This is a genomic window from Pseudomonas sp. S2_A05 (assembly GCF_054668485.1).
The window spans coordinates 2,658,427-2,675,988 of the sequence record NZ_CP162775.1 but is presented as its reverse complement, the minus strand read 5'-3'; the positions used below and the strand labels follow the sequence as shown (position 1 = coordinate 2,675,988).

Genomic DNA, 17,562 nt, shown 5'->3' with positions numbered 1-17,562 from the left:
TGAGTGTGGAAGGTTATGTATGCAGACGTTGGATGAAGGGGTGGTTGCTGCACCGGTGAAAAGATCGGTGTTGCGTCTGCTGTTGCTGCCACTGGTAATTCTCGCTGGCATGGGCTTGTCGGTAGAAGCCGGATTGCTCGGGCCGCTGGGTGAGCAGGTCGGGCATTTGTGGGCGACGTTGAGCATCTTCGGCGTGGGTTCGGCGATTCTGTTTTTGCTCTTGCTGTTTGCCGGTCCGCAAAAAGGGCCGGCGCTGACCGAACTGCCGCGCTGGCAGTTGATCGGCGGTTTTCTCGGGCCGATCTACGTGGTGGTGCTGACGCTGGCGACGCCGCATATCGGCATTGCCATGACGATGATCGCGATTTTGTCCGGTCAGGTCGGCAAGAGTGTGCTGATCGACCATTTCGGCTGGTTCGGCGCGACGCGCAAGAAGGTCAACGGCGAGCGCTGGCTGGCGTTGGGCTTGATTGTGGTGGCTTTGGTTCTGATTGCGCGGGGGTGAGTGATGGGTTTGGTGATTTTGTTGGCGGTGGTGGTATTGGCCGGTGCGGTGTTGAGTGTGCAGGCCGCGATCAATGGGCGTCTGGGTGAAACGGTGGGGGTGCTGCGTAGCAGTTTGCTGACCTTTGCGGTGGGCGCAGTGGTGACCGGGTTGTTGATTCTGTTTTTCGAGCCGGCGCAGGCGGTGAGTCTGCTTGAGGTGCCGAAGTGGCAGTTGACCGGGGCGCTGTTCGGCGTGGTGTACATGATGGTGATGGTGGGTGCGGTGCCGGTGGTCGGGACGGCTGTGGCGACGGTGGCGGTGATTGTCGGGCAGTTGGGGATGGGGATGTTGATCGACAATTTTGGCTGGTTGGGGAATCCGGCGATCGGCTTGTCTGCGAGTCGGATGTTGGCGATGGTGTGTCTGGCGGTGGCTTTGGTGTTTATGTATCGGAGTTCGCGGCAGGCGCAGTGATTTTATTTGTTTGACTGTGTACATATCCGTTGCTGCGGGTGTTGCTGATTACGGTTCCGCTCTTACAGCGGGTCACTTTTTCAGACGCCAAAAAGTAACCAAAAGGCTTGGCCCCGGCGTTCGGCCCGCTCGCTGGGGCTCGGGGTTCCTTCGCTGCGGGACCGATCCCTCCACTCAGCCTGCCGATGGGGCCGGCACGGCAAGATCAAGGGCGGTACGCGAGCTTGCGCTCATTGTGTTGAGTGGTCAGGAGCGGGTGGTGTCTGGCTTTGGTTTTGTGCCGGGATTCGCCCCTCACCCCAGCCCTCTCCCGAGGGAGAGGGAGCCGACCGAGTTGTTTCGCGTTATACAGCGAACTGAAAGACCTTATCGATTATGGATTCGGTGACGCACGATCAGGTCGGTGTACTTTTGAAGCACTCCCCAATCAGTCCCCTCTCCCTTTGGGAGAGGGCTAGGGTGAGGGGCTTTTGATGTCATGTGCAGGTCTGTGCAGCGCGATGTCGTTCTGGTGGGAGCGAGCCTGCTCGCGAAAGCCATCTCTGCGTCGCCCAATCTCTCAACAGTTGGTCAGCCTGCAACACCACCTTCTACACTGTCCCTTACGGCTTACCACTCAAGCCTCAGACAACCACTACGCAAGGAGTCTGTCCCATGTCCGATAAAAAATGCGACTGCCCGGGCTGCAACTGCACGATCAAAGAAGGCGAACATTCCTACGCTGTACACGGTAAACACTATTGCTGCGAGGCTTGCGCTCATCACCACAAACACGGTGAAGAATGTGCGATGAAGGGCTGCGGTTGCGCTCATCCGAAATAAGCGCGGCAAAAAAAAGTGGAGCCTAATCAGGCTCCACTTCCATTTTCAGACTGTCGTCTTCCTGTCGTTCAAAGTGCCTCACCGTGCCTTGCAGTGTTCGCCCTTCGACCTTGACCACCACAACCTTGGCTTGGTGGAGGTCTTCCGGTACCGGTGCCTGGACGCACAAGGTGAAGCGGTAAGGGTCATCCGCGACCGTTTCCAGTGCGACTGCGCAATTCACCGTTTTGGTGATCTGGCCGAAGAAGGTGGTCAGGCCGTAGTCCAGTCGGGCCGTGTGATAAGTGTCGGTCATCGGTCGATTCCCCCTGTCGATTGCCAAGCCTGCGGTGGAGGCGGTGGGGTCAGTTGGTCTGGCGCCAGGTGACGTTTTCCAGACCGAATTTTTCTGCCATCGGTTTGCTGGTCTTTTGCACTTTCTCGCGGCCGAAGCGCGGGATGCGACCCACGCCCGCGTCGCAGCTTGCCCAATGCCAGGCTTCGGCGTTGTCCATTTTGTCCGAGCGGATAATGAACGACTTGGGGGTGCCATGCAGTGTGTAGTCGATGACGTAAAGTTTTGCGTTGTTCATAAAGCCCGAATTCCTCCCTGTGGTATTAAACGGATCGCGCTGTGCCGGGAAAATTCATTCGGATTGTCCGACGGTATCTATCGTTGGCGAGTGCGCGGCGTGCTGGTTACCATGGCGGCTTCGCCAACCCCCTGTGAATGCTCGCCATGGCCCTCGCCGCGCCCCCTGATCTGACCGACACCGATGTGCCCGTGCAACCGCTGGCGCGGACCTATCCGCGTGGTTTGTTCATCGAGCCGCACGAGCATGTCTGGGGGCAGTTGCTGTATGCGATGAGCGGGGTGATGTGGGTCGAAACCCCGCACGAAGCGCTGGTGGTGCCGCCGCAGCGGGCGGTGTGGTTGCCGCCGGGGGTGCCGCACGGGATTCGGGTGGTGTCGGATTTGCAGATGCGCAATATCTACCTGCGCCCGGCGCTGGCGGCGACGCTGGATGCGACGGTGCAGGTGATCGAGGTCGGTGGTTTGCTGCGAGAGTTGATCGTCGGGCTGGTGGCGCAGGGCGATGCCGGCGAGGCTGAGTATTACGACGCACTGGTCGGGCTGGCGTTGCTGGAGCTGCGCCGGGCCAGGCGTTCGCAGTTGAAGATTCCACTGCCGGACGAGTCCGACCGGCGTTTGATGAATCTGTGTCAGGCGGTGATGGCCGCGCCGTCGCTGGAGATCCCGTTCGAGCAGCATGCGCAGAACGCCGGGGCCAGCGTGCGTACCCTGGCGCGCTTGTTCAAGGACAGCCTCGGCATGGGCTTCGCCGAATGGCGACGGCAGGTGCAGTTGGCGACGGCGGTGGCGGCGTTGATTCAAGGCGTGGCGGTGAGCGTCATTGCTCGCGAACTGGGTTATTCACCGAGCAGTTTCAGCGACATGTTTCGCCGGGAACTTGGCGTAGCGCCTTCGCAATTCTCGGCAACTTGAACAGATCCATGTGGGAGCGAGCCTGCTCGCGAAAGCTTTGCACCAGGCAATGAAGTGCTGACTGGAAGACGCTGGCAAGCCAGCTCCCACAAGGATCTTTTTGAATTGGATTTTTTGTCCGAAATTCAGAAGTCCTTGGCCGATACCGCTCCGCCCGTTTCCCTAGACTCTGCCCATCACTTATCGCGGCGGAGTTCCCCCATGAACTACCTCATTTCTCTGGCCATTGGCCTGGGCGTCGGCCTGCTTTACGGCGCGCTCGATTTCCGTTCTCCCGCCCCACCGGCCATCGCGCTGGTCGGTCTGCTCGGCATGTTGGCCGGTGAGCAGTTGTGGCCGTTGGGCCGGCAACTGGTCGCTGGCTGGGTGTCCTGAATTTCCTCTTTCTTTTCGGTGGATGTGCCCATGAAAGCGTTGCAATTCGATCAGACCGGCGACCTGTCTTCCCTGCGTTTCGTCGACGTTCCGACCCCGGTGCCCGGCGCCGATGAAGTGCTGGTGCAGATCAAGGCTGCCGGGCTCAACCCCAGCGATGTGAAAAACGTCCTTGGGCGTTTTCCTTACACCACACTGCCACGGGTTCCGGGTCGGGATTTTGCCGGGGTGGTGGTCGAGGGGCCACAAGCACTGATCGGTCAGGAGGTCTGGGGTACCGGCCGCGAGCTGGGCTTCTTCGCTGACGGCGCCCATGCGCAATTCGTCAAATTGCCGGCCAGCGGCGTGGCGCACAAACCGGTGCATCTGAGTTTCGCCCAAGCGGCCAGCTTGGGCGTGCCGTACACCACGGCGTGGGATGCGCTGGAACGCAGCCTGGTCAGCGCCGATACGCGTTTGCTGGTGATCGGCGGCGGGGCAGTGGCAACTGCGGCTTTGGCCCTGGCAAAAGTGCGCGGCGCGCAATTGCTGGCGGCGGCGCGCCGGCCCGAGCAGGTCGCGGATCTGCAGAAGCAGGGCTATCAGACGATTCAACTGGATAAGCCTGAAGACCTCGGTGCCCAGGTCAATGCGGTGTATCGCGGCGGCGCCGATGTGATCTTCGACACCACCGGTTTCTGGCTGCCCGCCTCGGTGGCGGCACTGGCGACCTTCGGCCGCATCGCCATCATCGCCGCACCGGTCGACGGCCATGTGCAATTGCCGGCGCTGGCGCTGTATCGCAAGGGCGGCTCGGTGGTCGGGATCAATTCGTTGTTGTACGGCGTTGAGGCGTGCGCGGCGATGCTCGAGCAGTTCGGGCGGTTCTTCGATGAGGATCGCTTGCCGCTGCCGCAGGGCTTGGTGGAGGTGCCGCTGGCTGAAGGGCCGGCGCGCTATGCTGAGGTCAATCAAGGTGGTGGCGACAAGATCATCTTGCTGCCCTGATTCACGCAAATCCCTGTGGGAGCGAGCCTGCTCGCGATGACGGTAGATCAGTTAAACCGTCGGCGACTGACACACCGTTTTCGCGAGCAGGCTCGCTCCCACAGGGGAAAGGCATAGGATTCGGGATCATTTCCGTAGGATCCAGGGCGTTTCTCTGTGGGCCACGTCCTTTTCGCTCGCAGACCGGCAAAACAGGGAAACCTCTGACTTCACCCATTGCAGTGCACCGTTGCACAGTCCCGTCTTTCACTCAGACACAGGGACAGGTGGATGCGCATCGCTGGCAGGCCCGTTGTTTTCACTCTCGAGATAGAAGGCGTTTCCCACGATCTTCAAGTGTTCGATTTTCGCACCCGGGAAGTGCTCAACCAGACCTACGAACTGGATCTCGAGCTGGTCAGCGAGCGCCCCGATGTGGATCTGGAAGGCTTACTGCATCGGCCGGCCTTTCTCTGTTTCGGTGCCGACGGTAGCGGCATGCACGGGCTGGTCTATCGGGTCGGCCAAGGTGATTGCGGTGTTCGGCTGAGCCGTTACCAGATCACCCTGGCGCCACATCTTGCCTACCTCGCGCATCGGCGCAATCAGCGGATTTTCCAGAACCTGAGCGTGCCGCAGATCATCGCCAATGTGTTGAGCGATCACGGTATGCAGGCCGATGCCTGGCATTTTCAGCTCAGCGCCGAGTACCCGGCGCGGGTGTATTGCGTGCAATATCAGGAATCCGATCTGCACTTCATCCAGAGGCTGTGCGAAGAGGAGGGTCTGCACTTTCACTTCCGTCACCGCCGTGAGGCGCACCTGTTGGTGTTCGGCGACGATCAAACGGCGTTCCTCAAACACGACGTGACGACGCGCTATTTGCAGGGCAACGGCCTGGTTGCCGATGCGCCGGTTATCGACCAGTTCACTGTGCGCCTGGAGCCACGCTCCAACCTCGTCGAGCGCCGCGACTATCACTTCGAAAAGCCCGCAGTGCAGTTGGACGCCAAGGTCAGCGCAGCGTGCGTTCCGCTGCTGGAAGATTATGAGTTTCCCGGGCAGTTCACCCATCGCGAGCGCGGCAAGCACCTCAGCCAGCGTGCGCTGGAGCGCCATGGTGCCGACTATCGTCTGGCTAACGGGCGCAGCAATCAGGCGCTGATGCGCGGCGGCAGTTTCATGACCATGGCGGATTACTCGCGCGCCGACTGCAACGATTTATGGTTGCTGAGCGAGGTCGAGCACATCGGCAAACAGCCGCAAGTGCTCGAGGAAGCGTTCACCGAGCAGGCTGACGCAGATGGTTTCAGTCAGGGCTATCGCAACCATTTCGTCGCGACGCCGTGGGACGTGGTGTTTCGCCCGCAGCTCAAGCATGTCAAACCGCGCGTCAGTGGCAGTCAGTTGGCGGTGGTGACCGGCCCGCCCGGCGAAGAAATCTACAGCGATGCCTACGGCCGCGTGAAAGTGCAAATGCTCTGGGATCGCGACGGCCAGCGTGATGAACAGTCAAGTTGCTGGCTGCGCGTGGCCACTGCCTGGGCGCATGACCGCTACGGCAGCGTGCAGATTCCTCGCGTCGGTATGGAAGTGCTGGTGGGCTTCACCGATGGCGATCCGGACAAACCGTATGTGCTCGCCTGCCTGCCCAACGCCGAAACCCCGGTGCCACTGGACCTGCCGGCGCAACAGACGCGCAGTATCTGGCGCAGCCAGAGCAGTCCCGGTGGCGGTGGTTACAACGAACTGCGCATCGAGGACCGGCAAGGCGCGGAAGAAATCTCCATCAGGGCGCAGCGCGACTTGGTGCAGCACGTGCTCAACGACTTGCGTGTGCAGATCGACAACCTGCACAGCCAAGTGATTGGCGGCGTTTCCAGCCTTGAGTTGCGCGACGAAGAACATCACCTGACCCACGGCAACCGCCTGACTGAACTCAAGCAGGACGATCATCTGTGGGTGCAGGGCGAGCAGCATGTGCGGGTCGCCAGCCAGCGCGTCAGTGCCGCGCAGCAGCTGCATTTCGGCGCGGGCGAGCAGGTGGTTTTCAACAGCGGCCTGCAGATCACCCTGGCTGCTGGCGGGCATTGGCTGACGGTCGGCGCCGCCGGCATTTTCAGCAGTGTGCCGGTGGTGCAGGGGCGGGGCGCCAACGGTGTGTCTGCCAGCGGAACCGTTGCTACCGGGGGCTGCGCCGTTGCTCAAGGCGACGTTCGATGCCGTGCAGCAACGGCATGCGCTGCTGACCACGCGGACCTCGCGTTGCCTGATTTGCGAGGCGGCCCAGGCATGAGCCTTTTGACGGATTGGCCTGAAGGTTTGCCGTGGGCTGAGCAGCAGGCGTTTGTGCTGCTCGACGGCGCGACGATCGCCGATTTACCGGCGCAACTGCGAAGGCTCGACCCCGCCGCCAACGCTTTTGCGCTCTACGACCAGCCACCGTTTTCGGCCCTGCGCGATGTCTCGCCGCTGCTGGTGGCGCTCGCGGACGCTGACGATCCGGTGGCGCGGTTTTATCGCCAGCATGCCCAACAGGAATGGGGCGTGCTGTTGTTCAGCGCCGCGCCGGCGCATGAAATCGTCGCGCATTTGCGCCAGTTGCTGATCGTCGAGTTGCCGGTCGGCTCGCCGGTGTTGTTGCGGCTGGCGGATGCCGCCGTGGCGCAGGCGCTGTTTGCCAGCGGCGATGCGAGTCTGTTCGGGCCGCTGGGGTGTGTGGTCACGGCGGATGGCGCGCGGGGAGTCTGGCACTGTCAGCGACCTCGGCACGGGCAGGGTGGGGCGCTGGTGGTGCCGTATCGGTTGAGTGTTGAGCAGGATGCCGCGCTGGATCGGGTGGATCGGCGGCGGGTGTTGCTACAAGTCGATGCGTATTTGCTTGAATATTTTCCCCGGTTTCATACCGGGGAAACCATCGCTGAACGTTGGATGCTTCTGGAACAAATCGAGGCAAAAGCCAGCGCGCTCGACCTGAGCAGCCAATCGGAATGGCTTTACTTCGCCAACCTTGTCGCCTCTCTCAACGGCGCTGATCCGGATGAGCATCCGCAGATCCAGCACTTGCTACACGAGCCCTCCCTGCAACCGATCGGTGAGCGCTTGACGCTGGCCGTTTCAATGGCCCGCCAATGGGCGTCTGAAAGAGTCCGACCATGAACCATCCCGCCGACCTTGCGGCAGCCGCCGCGTCCAAAGCCCCGATCATCGGTCCCGCCGCCTGCCCCTTGCGCAACACCCACGTGCAACTGCTGCCCCTCGCGTACGGCCTTGTCGAAAAACCCTTCGACCCCAGCACCGAAATCACGCTGCCTTACACCCTGACCACGCGTCCCATGGGCATCCGCCGCCTGCGCGATGGCTGGCTGTACATCGTCGACAGTCTCAGCGGTGAGCTGTACGAATATCGCGTGCTCGACGGCGTGATCAGCGCATTGCTGCATCGCGGCAAAAGCGTCAGCGAGGAGCAGCGCAGCGCCATCGAAGAACGTCCGGCGTTGATCTTCTCGCGTAAAAGCACCCTCTACGTGACCTTCGCCGACGTGCAGTTGAGCGCGGCGAAGTGCCGACAGGTGCTGGACAGCGCGGAGGAGCGCGAGCACTTCATGCAGGCGGTCGATCTTGGCCCGGTGCATTGTCTGATCGGCGGCGAGCATCTGCTCACCGTGGCCCAGGCGAAACAGTGGCTGGCGGAAGTGGCCTGCACAGCGAAACCGCTGGCCGAGGCCGACGCCACGCGGATGTCGACGGTGCAGGTCAGCGACGCGCCGGAGCACGAACGCGAACCCTATCTGTGGGAAAACCCGCGACGTTTTCGCGAGGCGCATATCGGCGAATTTCTTGGTCGGGTGCGCGGACCTTATCAGGACGACACGCTGTTTCTGCTGGTCAACGACGACCTTGGAGTAATGCGCGATCTGGCCGATTATCAGGACCTGGTAGTCGGCTGGATCGAGCAGTGGAGCAACACCGACAACAACGAGCGCGACTATCTGCTGGCCAGTTACATCGAGTCGCTGAGCCAGCTCGGCGCTCAGGATTTCGACACCTTGGCCAAGGCCAGCGACGATCCGCGCGCCCAGGCATTGTTTGCTGAACTGGAGCAATTGCCCGAGCCGGATCGGGAAAATACCCGGCAGGCGCTGCTCGACTATTTGAACAAGGGTGGTGAGGTCGAGCCAGTTGCAGTCGAAGCCACGCCTGAGTTGCAACAGCTTCGCGAAAAGGCATTGGACGAGTCACTGGCGCTGAACCGCTTCGACGGCGTTGCCCCGGATTTCACCGCGCACGCTCGCGTCACCGCCGAGGCGGACCGACGCTTTTACACCCGCGAATATTTTTCTGAAGTCGCCCCGGCCGACTTCGTCGAGCGCCACCTGAACACACTGGTCGACCTCGGCAAGGATCAGAGCCGACGCATGAAAGACGTGCTCGACGGCCCATTGCTCAGCGGCAAACGCGGCATCAACGACCTGATCGACCGCCCGGCCATGGACGAGGTGCTGAACAGTCATCGCGACAACCTCGGACGCTGGAATCGCCTGCTCGAACGCATCACCGCCGATCGCGCGCAACTGCTGTGCGCCGGGCGTTTCCATCGCTCGGCGTGGTATTTCGACGGCCAACTGCCGGCGCAGATCGATCAGGCGCTCGCCAGCGAATACGCCTGCCTCAAGGACATCGGCCGTAGCGACGCGGCCAATGAGCAAATGCTCGATTACCTCGAACAACACCCGCAACTGACCCGCCCGCTGTTCTACACCTTGCCGCTGCGCTTGCAGACCGAACAGGCCGGGCAATATTCAACGCTGTTCAACGCCGGCATGGCGATGTTCAACAACCTGCCGGACTGGCTGGCCAAATTGCAGAGCATCGAGCAGCCGCAGCTGCCGGCCCTCGACGATCTGCCCGCACACAGCCGCGTCCTCGCCGATGCCGTGCAAGACACCTACAGCCCGGCGCTGAACCTCGGCCTGAGCCGGGCGCTGGAAGGCTTTGATCTCGCCGGCGAGAAAATCCCCGACCTCGACGAACTGTTCCAGCGCCTGCCCAAAGCCCTGCGCCTGCGCGTCTTCGACGCCGCGCGAACCAGCGGCGTGACCTTCACCGTATCCACCCCGGCGGAACAAGCGGCGCTGCAAGCCACGATCAAGGAAGTGCTGCGCGAACGCGACTACCTGAAAACCCTCAACCGTGAACGCAACCAGCTCACCCACAACAAAAACCGCCAGGGCCACAAAACCGCCCGCGCGGTGGAATTGCAGCAGGAAATCGTCCGCGTGCGCACGCAACTGGGCTTGTTCGAAGGAAGACTGGCGGCAGCGTTAAGCCCGATCGACGAACTGCCGGATCGCTCGGCCCGGCTGTATGGCGCCACACCGGCGAAAGCGGGCGTGACGGTGGTGTTTCCGCCGGCGCAGCAAGGGGAATTGCGCGGGTTGCTGGAGAACATTCGCGCGGGGGTGGCGGGGGTTTCGAAGGCGAGTCTGGTGCGGACGGAGGGGATGGGGTTGTTGGTGGTGTTGGTGCAGGTGGTGAATTTGGTGGGGGTTTATCGAGAGGTGATGAAGCAGACGAGGGACAGGAAGAAACGGGCGGATTTTGTTGCTGCCGTAATCGCGACAGGCGCAGCCGGATTTACCGCTGCGCAAGGGCTTGCCGATACGGCGCTCAAGGCTCGAAGCGCGAGTCTTATTGCCAGCATGCAGGTTGAAGCGCTGCGACAGGTTCATGTGCAGATGGGGAAGTTGCATGTTGGGTTGGGGGCGTTTACTTATGTTCTGGGTTTGAGAACTTCGTTTGCCAGCTTCAGAATTAGCGATCGAAAGTGGCAAGATGCAATTCGTAGTGGCACTCAATTTGAGCAGAAAGCGGCTGCGGTGGCGACGTTGGGCGCCGCAGGTATAGTTGCAACTAACGGATATGGGGCGAGCAACACTTTTCACGCTTCTTTTAAAGTGTTGACTGCAGCGAACAGTTCGGCACGCGCAGCGGCGTGGGCTGCCGCTGGCACACGTCTTTCTACTGTATTTTTTCGCTTCAATCTCGCCGGTGCGTTGTTCACCGTGCTGGAATTCGTCGGAACGTGGCTATTCCATCGCTACAACCTCTCTGCCCACGATAAGTGGTTGAAAGTCACGCCCTGGAGCCGTGATGAAGAGATGCGCGGTGACCACTCCCTGGATGACTATCAAAATTATCTGGCGTTTTTGATACACGCTCCTTACGCCCAATCAGGACCTGATCCCAGTGACACCTGGCTGAAGACTTTATTATTTGGCGCCAAACCCAGTGATATTCATTTGGTTCTGCCGAGGCTGGCGCTAAACGATCTTCTGCCGCCGTTAAACGGTAAACCGAGTCGACGCTTGGGAATCGGTGCCCATCGACTTGTTGCACCGCTGCATGGTCGCGGTGTGCCGCAAGTGCGCAAGGAAGTCATCAGTGAGGAGATATTGAGCAGTCTGCGAATCGTGAAGTCATCACCAGATGGTTTGGTGCTTTGTCTTCAGTACCCCATCCGTCCCGATTCTGACTATACGCCTGCAAAAGAAACGCTCGAACTTGCCATATGTATCCAGACCGTCAATGGCAAAGGTGGGGCGGAGTCAAGAACGCGCGTGATTCATATTGACCCTCTGGATAGCGGTCATTTTGCTGTAGTAACTCCCGGCTCAATTAAAGACAACCCTCCGGTTTTGCTGGTAGAAACTCAATACCTCGAATGGGCTGACCATGCTGAATAATCGCAGTAATCCTCCTTCCAGTTCGGAATATGAGGGGGTTAAAAAAGCGGGCGATATTGAGCCGTTCCCAAGCGGGAAGATTACCTATCTCGCACCGTTGCCATTACCTACATCAATGCCGCCTTACGGACCTCATATCGGAGCGTTCAATGACGGATACATGGACTTTGGTCTCGGCTCACTGGAGGTATTCCCATGGCAGCTAATTCTCGGCGCGACGACCGCAGGAACTTTTATGGTTCTCGTTTTGATTCCTTTATTTACGGGCTTGCTAGGGATTCTTTTTGGCTATGGAAACGAGGCGATTTGGGAATCAATGGTTGGTGTATTCGAAGTGGCGTTGGAAAATGAATTAATTTGCGGTCCCTTGATCTTGCTCATCGGTATTGGTGTCTGGCATCACCACCACAAAAAACGTCTCTCCCTCATCCCAACCCGCTTCAACCGTCAACGCCGCGAAGTCTGCTTCATGCCCGAAGGCGCCACCGAGCCGGTCTTTGTCCCGTGGGAGTCGCTCAGCGCCTGGATCATCGAAGCCAAGGGTGCCACCCAGTTCGGCATCCATCGCCAATACGGCATGGGCATCGGTTTCTACCAAGGTGAAACCCTCATAAGCCAGGAATTCCAATGCGCCGGCCTGGAGCTCGCGATCAGCCATTGGGAAGCAATTCGCGGTTACATGGAGTACGAAGTCAACGACCTCAAATCAATTCAGGATTTGCAGGATCTGCAAGGCCCGGACGACCCACCCCACGAAGGCCTGCACACTTTTCGTAACGCCCGGGCGCGGATGCATCAGCAGATCCGTGAAGGCCGCCGCTCGCGGTTGTCGGGATTTTTTTGGTACCTGTATCACGTCATGACTTTATGGACGATTCCCAATCGTCTGGTCGAATGGGAAGTGCGCCGTCTGGAAAGAATCGGCAAACAGGCGTTGCCGGAAGTCATGCGCGCCTGGTCCGAGCCGCTGCCCGAAGAGCAATGGGCCAAGCCCAGTGAAGAGTTGTTGCGACTGAGTGAACAAGTGCGGCGGATGCACAAGCGCCAGCCGCATCGGCCGATTACGCAGATTTTCGCTGAGATTTGCAGGCGGGCTGTGGACTGATGCAGAGCAGTTTTGTGACCAGAGGAGGGGGAGGTTTTTTGCCTGTTTGAGCGCCTTCGCGAGCAGGCTCGCTCCCACAGGGGACCGCGCTGGATGCGGATGTTTCGGTTGATCTTGGCCGAGGTGGGAGACCCTCGGGGTGGCGGCCATTTCTCAGTTGTTGCTACCGGGTCGGTCAAGGAAAACCCGATGGTTCTGCTGGTAGAAACTCAATACCTCGAATGGGCTGACCATGCTGAATAATCACAATGAGCCTATTGTTGATGCGCAATGTGAGGTGGTCAGAAAAGCGGGCGATGTAGAGCCATTTCCGAGTGGAAAAATTACCTATCTCGCACCATTGCCCTTACCTACAGCGATGCCGCCTTACGGACCTCACATCGGAGCGTTCAATGACGGATACATGGACTTTGGTCTCGGCTCACTGGAGGTATTCCCATGGCAGCTAATTATCGGCGGAACGACCGCAGGCACTTTTATAGTTCTCGTTTTATTTCCTTTGTTCACGGGCTTGCTAGGAATTCTATTTGGCTATAGAAACGAGGCAATTTGGGAGTCAATGGTTGGTGTATTCGAAGTGGCATTGGAAAATGAATTAATCAGCAGCCCCTTGATCTTGCTTATTTGTCTAGGCGTCTGGCACCACGCTCACAACAAACGCGCCACTCTCATCCCAACCCGCTTCAACCGTCAACGCCGCGAAGTCTGCTTCATGCCCGAAGGCGCCATCGAGCCAGTCTTCGTCCCATGGGAATCGCTGTCTGCCTGGATCATCGAAGCCAAAGGCGCCACCCAGTTCGGCATCCACCGCCAATACGGCATGGGCATCGGTTTCTACCAAGGTGAAACCCTCATAAGCCAGGAATTCCAATGCGCCGGCCTGGAGCTCGCGATCAGCCATTGGGAAGCGATTCGCGGTTACATGGAGTACGAAGTCAACGACCTCAAATCCATTCAGGATTTGCAAGACCTTCAAGGCCCGGGCGACCCGCCCCACGAAGGCCTGCATACATTCCACAATGCCCGCGCGCGGATGCACCAGCAGATCCGTGAAGGCCGCCGCTCGCGGTTGTCGGGATTTTTTGGTACCTGTATCACGTCATGACTTTATGGACGATTCCAAACCGTTTGGTCGAATGGGAAGTGCGCCGTCTGGAAAGAATCGGCAAGCAGGCGCTGCCGGAAGTCATGCGCGCCTGGTCCGAGCCGCTGCCGAAAGAGCAATGGGCCAAGCCCAGTGAAGAGTTGTTGCGGCTGAGCGAACAAGTGCGGCGGATGCACAAGCGCCAGCCGCATCGGCCGATTACGCAGATTTTCGCTGAGATTTGCAGGCGGGCTGTGGACTGATGCAGAGCAGTTTTGTGACCAGAGGAGGGGGAGGTTTTTTGCCTGTTTGAGCGCCTTCGCGAGCAGGCTCGCTCCCACAGGGGACCGCGTTGGATGCGGATGTTTCGGTTGATCTTGGCCGAGGTGGGAGACCCTCGGGGTGGTGGCCATTTTTCAGTTGTTGCTACCGGGTCGGCCAAGGAAAACCCGATGGTTCTGCTGGTTGAAAATCAATACCTCGAAAGGGCTGACCATGCTGAATAATCGCAGTAATCCTCTTTCCAGTTCGGAATATGAGGGGGTTAAAAAAGCGGGCGATATTGAGCCGTTCCCAAGCGGGAAAATTACCTACCTCGCACCGTTGCCATTACCTACATCAATGCCGCCTTACGGACCTCATATCGGAGCGTTCAATGACGGATACATGGACTTTGGGCTTGGACTGCCAGAGGTATTTTCGTGGCAGGTAATTCTCGGCGCGCCAACCGCAGGCGCCTTTATGATCATCGTTTTATTTCCTTTATTTACCGGCTTGCTAGGTATTATTTTTGGCTATGGAAACGGGGCAATTTGGGAATCAATGATTGGTGTATTCGAAGAGGCTTACAAGAACCAATTAATCTGCGGCCCCTCGATCCTACTTATTGGCCTAGGCGTCTGGCACCACGTCCACAAAAAACGTCTCTCCCTCATCCCAACCCGCTTCAACCGCCAACGCCGCGAAGTCTGCTTCATGCCCGAGGGCGCCACCGAACCAGTCTTCATCCCATGGGAATCGCTGTCCGCGTGGATCATCGAAGCCAAAGGCGCCACCCAATTCGGCATCCATCGGCAATACGGCATGGGCATCGGTTTTCATCACGGCGATACCCTCACCAGCCTCGAATTCCAATGCGCCGGCCTGGAGCTCGCGATCAGTCATTGGGAAGCGATTCGCGGTTACATGGAGTACGAAGTCAACGACCTCAAATCGATTCAGGATTTGCAAGACCTTCAAGGCCCAGACGACCCACCCCACGAAGGCCTGCACACTTTTCGTAACGCCCGCGCGCGGATGCATCAGCAGATCCGTGACGGCCGCCGCTCGCGGTTGTCGGGATTTTTTTGGTACCTGTATCACGTCATGACTTTATGGACGATTCCCAATCGTCTGGTCGAATGGGAAGTGCGCCGTCTGGAAAGAATCGGCAAGCAGGCGCTGCCGGAAGTCATGCGCGCCTGGTCCGAGCCGCTGCCCGAAGAGCAATGGGCCAAGCCCAGTGAAGAGCTGTTGCGACTAAGCGAACAAGTGCGGCAGATGCACAAGCGCCAGCCGCATCGGCCGATTACGCAGATTTTCGCTGAGGTTTGCAGGCGGGGCTGACTGGGCGGTGCAGGCAGGTTCGATAGCTTTCGCGAGCGGGCTAGCTCCCACAGGAGACCACCGTACAAATGTGGGAGCGAGCCTGCTCGCGAAGGGGCCGCTCGGTCAGCACAAAAATCTGCGCTCTCGCGCTCTGCTAGAATCCGCCCCATTCATTGCCAGAGACTCTCCCATGAGCGAGCCGATTCGTCTGACCCAATACAGCCATGGCGCCGGTTGTGGCTGCAAGATTTCCCCACAGGTGCTGGAAGTGATCCTCGCCGGCAGCGGCGCACAGAACCTCGATCCAAAACTCTGGGTCGGCAATGCATCGCGTGATGACGCGGCGGTGTATGCGATCGATGCCGAGCGCGGTGTGGTGTCGACCACCGATTTTTTCATGCCGATTGTCGATGACCCGTTCGACTTCGGCCGCATCGCCGCAACCAATGCGATCAGCGATATCTATGCGATGGGCGGCGATCCGTTGATGGCGATCGCGATCCTCGGTTGGCCGGTGAATGTGCTGGCGCCGGAGGTGGCGCGGGAAGTGATTCGTGGCGGTCGCTCGGTGTGCGACGCGGCGGGCATTCCGTTGGCGGGGGGGCATTCGATCGATGCGCCGGAGCCGATCTTCGGCCTCGCCGTCACCGGCCTCGTGGAAAAGCGCCACATGAAACGCAACGACACCGCCACCGCCGGTTGCCTGTTGTACCTGACCAAACCGCTGGGCATCGGCATCCTCACCACCGCCGAAAAGAAGGGCAAGTTGCGCGCCGCCGACGTCGGTGTCGCCCGCGACTGGATGTGCACCCTGAACAAGCCCGGCAGCCGTTTCGGCAAACTCGCCGGCGTCACCGCGATGACTGACGTCACCGGTTTCGGCCTGCTCGGGCATCTGGTGGAAATGGCCGACGGCAGCCAGTTGACCGCGCGCATCGCCTATGACCGCGTGCCGCGTCTGGACAGCGTCGAGTACTACCTCGATCAGGGCTGCGTGCCGGGCGGTACGCTGCGCAACTTCGACAGCTATTCGAGCAAGGTTGGCCGCGTGCAGGAACTGCACAAACGCGTGCTGTGCGATCCGCAGACCAGCGGCGGTCTGCTGATTGCGGTCACGCCTGAAGGCAATGACGAGTTCCTCGGCGTTGCCGCCGAACTGGGCCTGAACCTTGCGCCGATCGGCGAACTGGTTGAGCGACAGACGAACGCGGTCGAGGTGATTTGATGCTCCGCGACTGCACCGACTACCGCGATATTTTCCTCAACGACCGGCCAATGATGGATGTCCGCGCGCCGGTTGAATTTTCCCACGGCGCGTTCCCGGGTGTGATCAATCTGCCGCTGATGAACGACCGTGAGCGCGAACAGGTCGGCACCTGTTACAAACAGCACGGGCAGCAAGCCGCGATTGCACTGGGTGAGCGGCTGGTGTCGGCCGAGGTTCGGGAGGCACGCATTCAGGGCTGGGTCGAATTCGCCCGTAACCACCCCGACGGCTATCTCTATTGTTTCCGCGGTGGCCTGCGTTCACAGATCGTCCAGCAATGGATCAAGGACGAGGGTGGCATCGATTACCCGCGTGTGGGCGGTGGCTACAAGGCCATGCGCACGTTCCTCCTGGAAACCGTCGATCAGGCTGTGGCCGAATGCGATCTGGTTCTGCTCGGTGGCATGACCGGTACTGGCAAGACCGAAGTGCTGGTGCAGTTGAGCAATGGTCTGGATCTTGAAGGCCATGCCAATCACCGCGGTTCGAGTTTCGGCAAGCGCGCCACCGGGCAACCGGGCAACATCGATTTCGAAAATCGCCTGGCTGTCGATGTGCTGAAAAAGCGCGCCCGCGGGATCGGGCAATTTGTCCTGGAAGATGAGAGTCGGGTGGTCGGCAGCTGTGCCTTGCCGTTGCCGCTGTACCGGGGCATGCAAGCGGCACCGCTGGTCTGGCTTGAAGACAGCCTCGAGAATCGGGTAGAGCGAATCCTGCAGGATTACGTGATTGACCTGCACGCCGAGTTCGTCGCCTTGCATGGCGAGCAGGTGGGTTTCGCCCTATATGCCGAGCGATTGATTGCCAGCCTGAACAATATTCAGCGTCGCCTGGGTGGCGAGCGCTATCAACGACTGTACGGTCAGATGGAGGCTGCACTGGCCGAACAGGCCCTTAGCGGTTCGGTCGAGTTGTTTCGCGATTGGACAAGCGTGTTGCTGCGCGAGTACTACGACCCGATGTATGTATTCCAGCGCGAGAAGAAGGGCGGGCGGATCGAGTTTGCCGGGGAGCGTCAGGCGGTGATCGAGTATTTGCGCGAGCGGGTCAGCCAGAAGGCTTGAGGTGCAAGCAACTGGCCTCTTCGCGAGCAGGCTCGCTCCCACAGTTGAAATGCGTTCCCCTGTGGGAGCGAGCCTGCTCGCGAAGACGCAAGATCGGGC

At 59.7% G+C, this 17,562-nt stretch carries 16 protein-coding genes; 14 read left to right on the top strand and 2 right to left on the bottom strand.

Annotation, left to right across the window (positions count from 1 at the left end; genetic code table 11):
* Positions 1-19: 19 nt before the first annotated feature.
* The 3 genes from AB4O12_RS12150 to AB4O12_RS12140 all read left to right on the top strand — a co-directional run bounded on the left by AB4O12_RS12150 (position 20) and on the right by AB4O12_RS12140 (position 1,783).
* On the top strand, positions 20-505 hold the full coding sequence (locus tag AB4O12_RS12150) for a DMT family transporter (protein ID WP_016775407.1): 486 nt from the start codon (positions 20-22) through the stop codon (positions 503-505).
* Positions 506-508: 3 nt separating this feature from the next.
* Positions 509-961 (top strand): DMT family transporter, encoded by a 453-nt coding sequence (locus AB4O12_RS12145; protein ID WP_243243397.1) that lies wholly within the window; start codon positions 509-511, stop codon positions 959-961.
* 654 nt (positions 962-1,615) lie between these two features.
* Positions 1,616-1,783 (top strand): metallothionein, encoded by a 168-nt coding sequence (locus AB4O12_RS12140; RefSeq protein ID WP_016775405.1) that lies wholly within the window; start codon positions 1,616-1,618, stop codon positions 1,781-1,783.
* Between the two features lie 22 nt (positions 1,784-1,805).
* On the opposite strand, the gene AB4O12_RS12135 is transcribed toward AB4O12_RS12140, so the two are convergent.
* Both AB4O12_RS12135 and AB4O12_RS12130 read right to left on the bottom strand, forming a co-directional pair.
* Complete coding sequence (locus AB4O12_RS12135; RefSeq protein WP_056791362.1) at positions 1,806-2,078, bottom strand: hypothetical protein; 273 nt, start codon at positions 2,076-2,078, stop codon at positions 1,806-1,808.
* Positions 2,079-2,127: 49 nt separating this feature from the next.
* Positions 2,128-2,355: a DUF6555 family protein gene (locus AB4O12_RS12130; protein ID WP_016775403.1), complete on the bottom strand. Its 228-nt coding sequence runs from the start codon at positions 2,353-2,355 to the stop codon at positions 2,128-2,130.
* A gap of 137 nt (positions 2,356-2,492) precedes the next feature.
* Here AB4O12_RS12130 and AB4O12_RS12125 point away from each other — a divergent pair, with 137 nt between their 5' ends.
* The 11 genes from AB4O12_RS12125 (at position 2,493) to mnmH (ending at position 17,463) form a co-directional block, all read left to right on the top strand.
* Positions 2,493-3,269, top strand: a complete 777-nt coding sequence (locus tag AB4O12_RS12125) for an AraC family transcriptional regulator (protein WP_460062118.1) — start codon at positions 2,493-2,495, stop codon at positions 3,267-3,269.
* 201 nt (positions 3,270-3,470) lie between these two features.
* Positions 3,471-3,644: a DUF1427 family protein gene (locus AB4O12_RS12120; RefSeq protein WP_081932387.1), complete on the top strand. Its 174-nt coding sequence runs from the start codon at positions 3,471-3,473 to the stop codon at positions 3,642-3,644.
* A gap of 30 nt (positions 3,645-3,674) precedes the next feature.
* Positions 3,675-4,631 carry a quinone oxidoreductase family protein gene (locus tag AB4O12_RS12115; protein WP_460062115.1) on the top strand — a complete coding sequence of 319 codons (957 nt, stop codon included), beginning with the start codon at positions 3,675-3,677 and terminating at the stop codon, positions 4,629-4,631.
* Positions 4,632-4,967: 336 nt separating this feature from the next.
* A complete protein-coding gene (gene tssI, locus AB4O12_RS12110; protein ID WP_460062113.1) occupies positions 4,968-7,769 on the top strand; it encodes a type VI secretion system tip protein TssI/VgrG in 2,802 nt (933 codons plus the stop codon).
* On the top strand, positions 7,766-11,356 hold the full coding sequence (locus AB4O12_RS12105) for a toxin VasX (protein ID WP_460062110.1): 3,591 nt from the start codon (positions 7,766-7,768) through the stop codon (positions 11,354-11,356). Before tssI ends, AB4O12_RS12105 begins: the two co-directional genes overlap by 4 nt.
* Positions 11,346-12,461: a hypothetical protein gene (locus tag AB4O12_RS12100; protein WP_252876615.1), complete on the top strand. Its 1,116-nt coding sequence runs from the start codon at positions 11,346-11,348 to the stop codon at positions 12,459-12,461. Before AB4O12_RS12105 ends, AB4O12_RS12100 begins: the two co-directional genes overlap by 11 nt.
* Positions 12,462-12,693: 232 nt before the next feature.
* Positions 12,694-13,566 (top strand): hypothetical protein, encoded by an 873-nt coding sequence (locus tag AB4O12_RS12095; protein WP_460062108.1) that lies wholly within the window; start codon positions 12,694-12,696, stop codon positions 13,564-13,566.
* Complete coding sequence (locus AB4O12_RS12090) at positions 13,563-13,808, top strand: hypothetical protein (protein ID WP_460062106.1); 246 nt, start codon at positions 13,563-13,565, stop codon at positions 13,806-13,808. The genes AB4O12_RS12095 and AB4O12_RS12090 overlap by 4 nt, the downstream gene beginning before the upstream one ends.
* A 202-nt stretch (positions 13,809-14,010) precedes the next feature.
* Entirely contained in the window at positions 14,011-15,150 is a 1,140-nt protein-coding gene (locus AB4O12_RS12085; protein ID WP_460062104.1) for a hypothetical protein, read from the top strand.
* Positions 15,151-15,322: 172 nt separating this feature from the next.
* Positions 15,323-16,357: a selenide, water dikinase SelD gene (selD, locus tag AB4O12_RS12080; protein WP_024013506.1), complete on the top strand. Its 1,035-nt coding sequence runs from the start codon at positions 15,323-15,325 to the stop codon at positions 16,355-16,357.
* Entirely contained in the window at positions 16,357-17,463 is a 1,107-nt protein-coding gene (gene mnmH / locus AB4O12_RS12075; RefSeq protein WP_236169570.1) for a tRNA 2-selenouridine(34) synthase MnmH, read from the top strand. Before selD ends, mnmH begins: the two co-directional genes overlap by 1 nt.
* The last annotated feature ends 99 nt before the right edge of the window (positions 17,464-17,562 follow it).

Excerpts from the sequence above, each read along its gene's own strand:
- AB4O12_RS12125 (WP_460062118.1), top strand. The coding sequence starts at position 2,493 with ATGCTCGCCATGGCCCTCGCCGCGCCCCCTGATCTGACCGACACCGAT.
- AB4O12_RS12090 (WP_460062106.1), top strand. The coding sequence starts at position 13,563 with ATGACTTTATGGACGATTCCAAACCGTTTGGTCGAATGGGAAGTGCGC.
- AB4O12_RS12120 (WP_081932387.1), top strand. The coding sequence starts at position 3,471 with ATGAACTACCTCATTTCTCTGGCCATTGGCCTGGGCGTCGGCCTGCTT.
- selD (WP_024013506.1), top strand. The coding sequence starts at position 15,323 with ATGAGCGAGCCGATTCGTCTGACCCAATACAGCCATGGCGCCGGTTGT.
- AB4O12_RS12095 (WP_460062108.1), top strand. The coding sequence starts at position 12,694 with ATGCTGAATAATCACAATGAGCCTATTGTTGATGCGCAATGTGAGGTG.
- AB4O12_RS12135 (WP_056791362.1), bottom strand. The coding sequence starts at position 2,078 with ATGACCGACACTTATCACACGGCCCGACTGGACTACGGCCTGACCACC.
- AB4O12_RS12105 (WP_460062110.1), top strand. The coding sequence starts at position 7,766 with ATGAACCATCCCGCCGACCTTGCGGCAGCCGCCGCGTCCAAAGCCCCG.
- AB4O12_RS12130 (WP_016775403.1), bottom strand. The coding sequence starts at position 2,355 with ATGAACAACGCAAAACTTTACGTCATCGACTACACACTGCATGGCACC.
- mnmH (WP_236169570.1), top strand. The coding sequence starts at position 16,357 with ATGCTCCGCGACTGCACCGACTACCGCGATATTTTCCTCAACGACCGG.
- AB4O12_RS12115 (WP_460062115.1), top strand. The coding sequence starts at position 3,675 with ATGAAAGCGTTGCAATTCGATCAGACCGGCGACCTGTCTTCCCTGCGT.
- AB4O12_RS12145 (WP_243243397.1), top strand. The coding sequence starts at position 509 with ATGGGTTTGGTGATTTTGTTGGCGGTGGTGGTATTGGCCGGTGCGGTG.
- AB4O12_RS12100 (WP_252876615.1), top strand. The coding sequence starts at position 11,346 with ATGCTGAATAATCGCAGTAATCCTCCTTCCAGTTCGGAATATGAGGGG.
- AB4O12_RS12140 (WP_016775405.1), top strand. The coding sequence starts at position 1,616 with ATGTCCGATAAAAAATGCGACTGCCCGGGCTGCAACTGCACGATCAAA.
- AB4O12_RS12150 (WP_016775407.1), top strand. The coding sequence starts at position 20 with ATGCAGACGTTGGATGAAGGGGTGGTTGCTGCACCGGTGAAAAGATCG.